Annotated in this window: 3 protein-coding genes and 1 pseudogene; all 4 read right to left on the bottom strand. The window is 32.7% G+C overall.

The features are described 5' to 3' along the window. Positions 1-95: 95 nt before the first annotated feature. Entirely contained in the window at positions 96-842 is a 747-nt protein-coding gene (locus tag EAI80_RS12545; protein ID WP_129982307.1) for an SDR family NAD(P)-dependent oxidoreductase, read from the bottom strand. 20 nt (positions 843-862) lie between these two features. Beyond that, the gene (gene efp, locus EAI80_RS12540) at positions 863-1,420 is read right to left on the bottom strand and encodes an elongation factor P (protein WP_006504282.1); all 558 of its coding nucleotides are present in this window, start codon (positions 1,418-1,420) and stop codon (positions 863-865) included. 84 nt (positions 1,421-1,504) lie between these two features. Further along, complete coding sequence (gene pnuC / locus EAI80_RS12535) at positions 1,505-2,734, bottom strand: nicotinamide riboside transporter PnuC (RefSeq protein WP_129982306.1); 1,230 nt, start codon at positions 2,732-2,734, stop codon at positions 1,505-1,507. A 223-nt stretch (positions 2,735-2,957) separates the two neighbouring features. After that, positions 2,958-3,185: pseudogene (locus EAI80_RS12525) on the bottom strand (DUF4368 domain-containing protein); the annotation flags it as partial.

The raw sequence follows: 3,185 nt of genomic DNA, 5'->3' as shown, positions 1-3,185 counted from the left end.
AGAAATAAGGGGTGAGATTCACCCCTTACTGCGTGATAATTAAAATTTAGGAAACCCCTAGTTATTTTAAATTACCATTGATTTCAGGACCTTTTTTAACAGCTGCCTTTCTGGCCGCCATCTATTCTTATAATTGTATTGTTGATGAAATTGGCTTCATCACTAATAAGAAACTTCACAAGATAAGCCACTTCCTCTGGTTTACCATAACGGTTCACCATAATCTTTTCTTGTTCCTCTTTTAAGAATTCTTCATCATATCCATCTAGTTCATTGTCTGTTCCAATGAATCCTGGTGCTATAGCATTCACATTAATATATGGCCCATATTCAAAGGCAAGATTATGTGTTAATGAGATTAGTGCCGCTTTAGAGGCATCATAATCAATACACATTGGATAATAAGTATTTATACCATTGGTAGAAGAAATATTAATAATACGTCCATATTCCTGATCAAGCATATGTCTATAGACACGCTTACTACAATTAAATGCCCCTACGACATTGACATCCAATGTCTTTCTAAACTCATCTGCTGTCTTAAGATGAAAGAGATTGGATAAATCAACAGCAGCATTATTAATAAGAATATCAACACCACCCCATTTTTTCTCTATTAAAGAAATCATAGCATCCACTTCTTCTTCCTTTGATACATCCGCTTGAATAATCATCACACGTACATCATAATTCTTTTTAATCTCTTCTTCTAATAAAGCCGCTGCTTTATTAGAAGTAAGGTAGTTGATCACTACATCATAATGGTTTTTCGCAAGTTCTAATGCGATGGCTTTCCCTATCCCCTGAGCACCACCAGTTACAAGTACAACTTTATTCATATGTGAAAAAAGAGCTTATATTAAGCTCTTCCTGCGTATTTTCCATCAGATGAGAAGACAACGATTTCTTCGCCTTCTTCAATAAACTGAGGTACTCTTAATGTTAGACCAGTATTAGTGACAGCATCCTTAGTCTGGTTAGATGGTGCACCTTTAATAGCTGGGTCTGTCTTAGCAACAGTTAATTCAACTTTTTCTGGGATAGATACAGATAATAAATCACCTTCAAAGAACATAAGAGATGCTTCTCTTCCTTCTACGATGAAATACTTATTGAATCCAATCTGTTCTTCTGATAATTCATAAGTATCATATGTTTCCATATCCATGAAATAATAAGTAGAATCAGCTTCATATGAGTACTGTGCTGTTTTCTTTTCAATGTTAGCAGCTTCGAATTTTGTTGAAGCGTTGAAGTTTCTGTCTTGTGTAGAACCAGTTTTTAGGTTCTTCATCTTAGTCTTTAAGATAGCAGCACCTTTACCAGGTTTTACATGTTGGAAGTCTAAAACAACCCAAGGATCGCCATCAACGATTAATGTAAGTCCAGTTCTAAAATCTCCTGCAGCAATTGCCATAATAATCACTCCTGTTTCTATATGTTTTTTACGTTCCTATTGTAGCAGTTTTATAAGCTACTCTCAAGTTATAGAGAAATTTAATTAGAATAAAGATAGTTTTTCGTTTGTTTTCTGGTGTTCTCTAATATATTTAGTCCATTTAATATAACCATAAGTTGTATTAGTGAAGTAACCAAGTTTAAGAATTAATAATACATATTGTCCAGATAGGATGTTAATAATCGCTTCTAAAGCAGCACAGATATACCATGCAATCCACTGTTCTCTTAATCTGAAGAAGATAAATAAACCATTCGCAATACCTACGGCAGAAGCACAGGCATCAATATAAATGATCCATGTTTCTAATGTCTTATTTGTATAGAAATCAGTTGCAATATCTAAACCACTGATGAAATAACCAACAACGACAGTCCATACAAAGATACCTACAATAACAAGTACTTCCTGGTAACCTTTTAGTTTTCTTACCATTGTTAATTCATCTTCTTCTTCATCTTTATGCTTAGACCAGTTGATATAACTGATGATATCAATTGGAAGCCAGAAGAATAATGTAGTCACCATTGTTGCAAAACGATACATTAATACAATACACATTGCGATTTCCGCAATTTCTACAGCAACAGATACTAAGAAGTTGTAACGAGACTGTTTAGAAATGAGTAATTCACATAAGATATTTAAGAATGTATCTAAAAGATACAATAACATGATAACAATACCATTAACACCATTTGCACTTTCTTCTGGGAATGCAACAGCGAAAATAGTAGCAAGTACCATGATAGTCATGAACCAGCTCTTTTCATATGTTGTAAACTGTTTAGAGAATAACAACATCAAAGCCAATGATAAGCTTAAGATAAATAAAGAAGATGCAAGGTTAAAGATATACATAGTCTTATTTGCCATGACCTGCTTATAAGAATTTTTAACTTCTTTCTGACTCACATCTTTGTGATCAAAGTATAAGTCAGTTCCATTACTTGTCTTGAATTCATAAGCAGTAATAGTCTTATTCTTTAACTGTGTATATTCTTCATAAGAATAAGAAACAACAAGCTGTTTGTCACCTTTACTATATGTAACATCACATACTGTGTTGTCTGAACTATAGTCTTCATCCTGTGTATTTCTTTTCATTACAATGCTTTGTACATAATCCACTTTACCAGGATTAGAATGTACTTCTTTAAGACCTACACAAAGAGAAATAATTGAACCTAATACTAATGTAACAAGAACAATAATTTCAGCTGTTCTTAATTTCTTTCTAGGTTCGATGTTGTTTTTAAAAAATTGAATCATACTACAAACTCCCCTTTAATTTTAAAATCAGTATTTAAAAAAAATACTTCACAATTATAATAAATAATCACTTAAAATGGTAGGTCTTTTTGTAAAAGTTTATCGTATTTCTTTCAACATTTCTTCAGGTGTAATATCAAATAGATTTGCAAGCGCTATAAGATTAGTTGTACTTGGATCAGAAGAACCAGTTTCCCTTAGTTAAAGATATGACCCCTCATTATCAGTCTACTTTTCCAATAAATCGGTAGTATATCTCTATTTCCTGTATTCTTTCGTTATCCTCATTCGTTGTTGCTTCGTGAATAAGGATTTTTTCTATCATTGCATTTAACAACGGTGCTGTCAGTTCCTTTGGTACGGAATACTCCTTAATTAACTCAATTCACTTTTCAGCACCTATCATATCCTGTTCCATTTTACTTAATTCTTCTCTTAGGTTGGTTATCTG

The organism is Catenibacterium sp. co_0103, assembly GCF_004168205.1.
Taxonomy (GTDB): Bacteria; Bacillota_I; Bacilli_A; order Erysipelotrichales; family Coprobacillaceae; genus Catenibacterium; species Catenibacterium mitsuoka_A.
Note: the sequence above shows the minus strand (reverse complement) of the source record. Positions and strands in the feature narration are given on the sequence as shown.

Bases quoted from the DNA above. Each gene is read 5' to 3' on its own strand.
- EAI80_RS12545 (WP_129982307.1), bottom strand. From the start codon at position 842: ATGAATAAAGTTGTACTTGTAACTGGTGGTGCTCAGGGGATAGGGAAA.
- efp (WP_006504282.1), bottom strand. From the start codon at position 1,420: ATGGCAATTGCTGCAGGAGATTTTAGAACTGGACTTACATTAATCGTT.
- pnuC (WP_129982306.1), bottom strand. From the start codon at position 2,734: ATGATTCAATTTTTTAAAAACAACATCGAACCTAGAAAGAAATTAAGA.